At 66.0% G+C, this 5,519-nt stretch carries 4 protein-coding genes and 1 pseudogene; all 5 read left to right on the top strand.

The genetic code is table 11. The features are described 5' to 3' along the window. Window positions 1-196, top strand: a pseudogene (locus tag Q0176_RS06710) (phospho-N-acetylmuramoyl-pentapeptide-transferase); the annotation flags it as partial. A gap of 73 nt (window positions 197-269) precedes the next feature. After that, complete coding sequence (gene murD, locus Q0176_RS06705) at window positions 270-1,646, top strand: UDP-N-acetylmuramoyl-L-alanine--D-glutamate ligase (RefSeq protein WP_299300527.1); 1,377 nt, start codon at window positions 270-272, stop codon at window positions 1,644-1,646. Then, window positions 1,643-2,794 (top strand): putative peptidoglycan glycosyltransferase FtsW, encoded by a 1,152-nt coding sequence (locus Q0176_RS06700; RefSeq protein WP_299300524.1) that lies wholly within the window; start codon window positions 1,643-1,645, stop codon window positions 2,792-2,794. Before murD ends, Q0176_RS06700 begins: the two co-directional genes overlap by 4 nt. A gap of 16 nt (window positions 2,795-2,810) precedes the next feature. Then, window positions 2,811-3,848, top strand: a complete 1,038-nt coding sequence (locus Q0176_RS06695) for a UDP-N-acetylglucosamine--N-acetylmuramyl-(pentapeptide) pyrophosphoryl-undecaprenol N-acetylglucosamine transferase (protein ID WP_299300521.1) — start codon at window positions 2,811-2,813, stop codon at window positions 3,846-3,848. 149 nt (window positions 3,849-3,997) lie between these two features. Further along, window positions 3,998-5,407 carry a UDP-N-acetylmuramate--L-alanine ligase gene (gene murC / locus Q0176_RS06690; protein ID WP_299300518.1) on the top strand — a complete coding sequence of 470 codons (1,410 nt, stop codon included), beginning with the start codon at window positions 3,998-4,000 and terminating at the stop codon, window positions 5,405-5,407. The last annotated feature ends 112 nt before the right edge of the window (window positions 5,408-5,519 follow it).

Here is a 5,519-nt window from a genome sequence, read left to right as displayed (position 1 = left end):
CGAACTGCTTTCCTCCGCGGTGCAGATCTTTACGATAAGGAAGCTGAACAGGAGGGTTCTGCTGATGGCCCCGCTGCATCATCACTTCCAGCGCCTGGGTTGGGACGAGACCTCGGTTACGATGCGATTCTGGCTGGTCCAGGCCGTCGGGTCCCTGTGGCTTTCGGCGCTTTTCACAGCCCTGTTCGGCAGGTAGGGCCTTGTTCCCGAATGAAAGAATCTATAAGGGGAAGAATTTATAAGGGCCTCGGGTTTAAGGAGAAAGCGGTATGGATGGCGTGAACTTGGATGGCTTGAACGTGAAGGGGAAGCGCATTACGGTCGTCGGGGCCGGGATCAGCGGCAGGGAGCTGGCGCTGATGGCCAGGCGTCTTGGGGCGCGCGTTTTCGTGTCCGAGGCGGGGCCGGTCTCCGCGGCGGCCTCGGACCTCTTTGGGCGCAGCGGGATCGACTGGGAGGGGGAGGGGCATACGGAGAGGGCCTTCCAGGCCGACGCCCTGCTGCTGAGCTCGGGAATCCCGCCCCGTGCCGAGGTGGTGCAGGGCGCGAAGAGGCGGGGCATTCCCCTGATCGGAGAGCTGGACCTCGTCGCGCCGCATATTCGGGGGAAGCTCGTCGCCGTGACGGGAAGCAACGGAAAGAGCACGGTGACCTCCCTGATCGGGCACATGCTCCGAAGGGCGGGGCGAAACGTCGGGGTCGGCGGAAACCTGGGGACGGCGGCGTCCACCTTCACGGACCGGGACTTCGACGCCGTGGTGCTGGAGCTGAGCAGCTTCCAGCTGGCCCGGGCGTCCGTGCTCTCCGCGGCGGTGTCCGTCGTCACGAACCTGGCCCCGGACCATATCGACTGGCACGGCAGCTACGAGGCCTATGTCGAGGCGAAGGCCAGGGTACTCTCCCTGCGGGCCCCCTCGGGCTGGGGGGTCGTGCAGGACCGGGACGTGGAGGCCCTGGGCGCCGCCGACGCCGAGCGGCTGCTGACCCTGAGCTGGAGCCGGACCCCCGTCCACCGTATGGCCGGGCACATCTTCATGGACGCCGACAAGGCCAGCCTGATACGGGACGGGGCGGAACGGACGCTCTTCCGCTACTCGGAGACCTCCCTGTTGGGGGGGCACAACCGCGAGAACGTCGCGATGAGCCTGGCCGTGCTGAGGATCCTGGGGATCGACCTGCCCGCGCGGGATCTGATGGAGGGGTTCGCCCCTCTGCCCCACCGCTGCGAGCACGCCGGGTCGGTCGACGGCGTCGTCTACGTCGATGACTCGAAGGGGACGAACGTCGCCGCGTCCGTGACGGCCATGACGTCCCTCGAGGGGCGCAAAGTCGTCATCCTCGGCGGGCGCGGAAAGGGGGAGGACTACGCCCCCCTGGCCGAGGCCGTGGCGCGGGAGGCGGACGCGGCGGTCCTGCTGGGCGAGGAACGGGAGGCCATTGCCGACGCGCTGAGGAAGGCGGGGTTCTCGGCCATACGCATGGCGGAGAATATGGAGGAAGCGGTTCTGACGGCCAGGGAGCTGGCGCGTCCGGGAATGACGGTCCTCCTCTCTCCGGCGTGCACCAGCTGGGACATGTACGCGAACTACGGCGAGCGGGGCGATCACTTCCGTTCCATCGTCCGCGGCCTGAAGGTCGAGCCGTGACCGCCTTCAACGAGGGGGAGCGCCCGAAGGGCGGCGGACCGTGGCTGATCTGGGGCATCCCTCTGGTCCTCAGCCTGTGCGGGCTCGTCATGATCGCCTCCCTGTCGCTGCGCAACAGCATGACGGGGGGATCGCCCTATTCCCAGATCGTGAAGCAGTGCATTTTTTTGCTCATGGGGCTGGGCCTGATGTCCTTCTGCGCCTTTTCCTCTCTGCGCGGCCTTCGCCGCTGGAGCGGCCTGTTGTGGTTTATCGCACTGCTCCTGCTCGTCGGCACCCTCATCCCGGGCCTGGGCGTCCGGGTTGGGGGGGCCCGGCGTTGGCTGGACTTGAAGGTGGTACGTTTTCAGCCGCTGGAGTTTCTGCTGTTCGTGATCCCTCTTTTTCTGGCCGACCGTCTGAACCAGTCGCGGAGAAGGGGGTTTCAGGGTTTTTTGCGTCCGACGATGTTGGTGCTGCTGTTGTCGATCCTCCCCCTGCTGTTTCAGCCCAACCTGGGCGGGACCATCCTCGTGACGCTGATCTGCCTGATGATGCACGTCGAGAACAGGGGCTGGAGATATCCCCTGCTGGGCGGGGCTCTCATGGTGGCGCTGTTCGCCTCCCTCGTCATGATCGAGCCCTACAGGATGAGGCGTTTTCTGGCCTTCTGGGACCCGTGGTCGGACCCCATGAACAAGGGGTTTCAGATCATCCAGGGGCTGGTCGCCTTCTGCAACGGAAGAGTTTTCGGGGTGGGGATAGGCAAGGGGCTCCAGGAGGACGAGTACCTGCCCGCGGCACAGACGGACTACATCTTCCCGGCGATCGGCGAGGAGTTCGGGCTTGCGGGCACCCTGTTCCTCCTGTCCCTTTACGCGGTGTGGACGATTCGCGCGTACCGGATCTACCGGCGCTGTCCCAATTCGTTTCTTTCCGTCCTGACCCTGGGGTTGACGACGTCGATCATCGGTCCGATGTTCATCAACGTCGGCGGGGTCATGAAACTGATGCCCCTCACGGGCATCCCTCTTCCCTTCGTCAGCGCGGGGGGCAGCGCCATGCTCTTCATGTGGGCGAAGGTCGGGATCTTGTTGAGCGTCAACAGGATCTCGTCCCGGGAGGAGGAACGAGAGGGAAAACGTCCCGGAGGACGGAGGGCTTCGTGAACGGGGAGCTTGCGGGATGCTGAGGGAAAAACGGGTGCTGATCGCTGCGGGCGGAACGGGGGGACACATCCTCCCCGCGGTGGTGTTCGGGCGGTGGCTGGAGGCGCGCCATGAGGCATCGGTCTCCTACCTCGCGGGGGGCCGCCCCCTGGAGAGGGAGATCTACGCCTCCTTCGGGATAGAGCCTCAAAGACTCCCCATAGAGGGGTCTCCCCTGGGCGTACGGTCGCCGGTTCGCATGCTGCTTCGCTCCCTGGCCCTCCTCAAATCCCTGGAAACGGCGGCCCGATGTGTTTTTCGCGAAAAGCCCGATGTCTGCGTCCTCTTCGGGGGGTATGTCTCGCTGCCCCCTCTCCTGGTCTGCAGGATTGGGAGGATCCCCGTCGTCATCCACGAGCAGAACGCCGTCGCAGGCCGGGTTACCCGCCTGGCCTCCCGGTGGGGCGCCGCCGTGGCCTCGGGATGGAGGGCGTGCGACGGGGTGCCGTCATTCCTCCCCGTCGGAATCCCCGTCAGGCGGCCGGAACGGCTTTCGCCCTCCCGTGCCCGGGAGCGGATGGCGCTGGAGCTCCCCGAAGGGGGGCGGGTCGTCGGGGTCGCGGGCGGCTCCCTCGGGAGCAGGGATCTCGTGGAACGGGCGCTTGCCGCGGCCGCGTTCTTCGAGAGGAAGGGCGATGACGTCGTCTTCCTGTTCCTGGGGGATCCGCCGGGGCCCGACCTCCCTCCAAACGTCCGTTTCGTGGGGAGGCAGTGGGACATGAACCCCTTCTACTCGCTGTGCGACGTCCTGATCTGCAGGGCCGGAGGCTCGACGCTCGCGGAGGCCCTGAGTTGGGGCATCCCCGCCGTGGTCGTTCCCTGGGAGAGGGCCGCCGAGGGGCATCAGGAACGCAACGCACGCTGCTTCGAGGAGGCCGGCGGGGGAATCGCATGGAGGGAGAGCGGCGGCGAGCCTTTGGAAAGTCCGCTCGAGAGGCTGCTCGAAAGAGGAAGAGGCGCTGCGGATGGGGCTCCGGATGCCTGCTTCGCCCTTCGCGCGCTCCTTCCCCTTTAGGCATATGTCGGGAATATGTCGAAGAGGCCGTTTGGTACAATACCCCTGATGTCCGGGGCATCTCCGGAGGGCTTTGCGGCAGAAAATTAAATGGAACCCGGCGGGGCAACCGGTTCGGGGCTTTATGAAATAGGAGCGTTTTGGATATCATGTCGGAACTCGCGGGGGCAAAACGGATTCATCTCATGGGGATCGGCGGGTCGGGAATGAGTTCCCTCGCCCGGCTGCTCTCGTCCATGGGGAACGCGGTCAGCGGATGCGACCTGCGGCATGAATCCTCTTGCGTAAAGGCGTTGGAGGCTCTGGGGATTCCGTGTGCGGCCGGACATTCCCGGGAGCACCTCGAGAGGTTCGACCCGCAGCTGGTGATCTTCAGCAGCGCCGTGGATGGGGACTGTGAGGAGCTCGCCGCCGCCAGGCGCAGAGGCATCAGGACGGTCGGGCGCGGAGAGGCCCTGAGCTGGCTTTTCAACGAGGCCCGGGGGGTTGGCGTTGCGGGGACGCACGGGAAGACGACCACGACGTCCATGATCGGCTTGATCCTGGAGGAAGCGGGGCTGTCCCCTACGCTCTACATCGGCGCCGAGGTTCGGGACATCGGGACGAACGCCCGCCTCGGGGACAACTCCCTCTTCGCGGCCGAGCTGGACGAAAGCGACGGCTCCTTCGAATACTTTCACCCCGCCCTTGCGGTCGTGACCAACATCGACTGGGATCATGTGGATCACTTCAAGTCCCGGGAGGATGTCGTGGAGGCTTTCGTCCGTTTCGTCGGGGGGCTGAAGCCCGGTGCGCCGCTCGTGGCCTGCGCCGAGGACGAGGGGGTTCAGGCCATGATGAAAAAAATCCCGGGGGCCGAGGCCCGGGGCCCCTTCCTCCGTTATGGCTGGGGACGGTCCTGGGACTGGGGGGCCTTCGACCTCCGGCACAAGCCGGGAGGGGGCGTCTCCTTTGCCGTGTGCCGCCGGGGCGAGGACCTGGGGCGCCTCGAGATGTCCGTATCCGGAGAGCACAACGTGCTGAACGCCCTGGCAGCCCTGGCCGCATCCGATGCGCTGGGGGTTCCCTTCCGGACTTCGGCCGATACGCTCAGGACCTTTCGAGGCGCCGCACGGCGGCTCCAGACCCTGGGGGTGTGGAACGGGGTTCTGGTCATCGACGACTACGCGCATCACCCCGCCGAGATAGCGGCCTCCCTCGGAGCCATGAGAAGGGTTCACGCCGGCCGCCGTCTCGTAGTCGTATTCCAGCCGCACCGGTACAGCCGTACCGCGGCTTTCCTGGAGCCTCTGGCCGCCGCACTGCGGGAGGCGGACCTCGTGTTGCTGCTGCCCGTCTACGGAGCGGGGGAGGCCGTCGTCCCCTCGGTCTCGTCCCGGGGCATCGCGGACAGGCTGAGGGCGGAGGGACATCCCTGCCGCCTCTGTGAGGGGGAGGAGGACGCACTCTCCGCATTGGGCTCACTCCTGAGGGAGGGGGACGTCCTTCTGACCCTGGGGGCCGGCAGCGTATCCCGCCTGGGCGGGCTTTTCCTCTCCGGCGGGGGGACGAAGGACTGAAGGGGGGATGCCCCTTGCCTTTGCCGATAGGAGGGCTTGGACTATACTATAATATAATGGAGAAAATTATGGCGAGGTTGAGCCGCCTGGAGCGTACCTCATGATGAGCCGA

It is taken from the genome of uncultured Fretibacterium sp., from assembly GCF_938040765.1.
GTDB lineage: Bacteria > Synergistota > Synergistia > Synergistales > Aminobacteriaceae > CAJPSE01.
This window is presented reverse-complemented; position numbering and strand designations above follow the sequence as displayed.

Coding starts and splice junctions, on each gene's coding strand:
- Q0176_RS06695 (WP_299300521.1), top strand. CDS start 2,811: ATGCTGAGGGAAAAACGGGTGCTGATCGCTGCGGGCGGAACGGGGGGA.
- murC (WP_299300518.1), top strand. CDS start 3,998: ATGTCGGAACTCGCGGGGGCAAAACGGATTCATCTCATGGGGATCGGC.
- murD (WP_299300527.1), top strand. CDS start 270: ATGGATGGCGTGAACTTGGATGGCTTGAACGTGAAGGGGAAGCGCATT.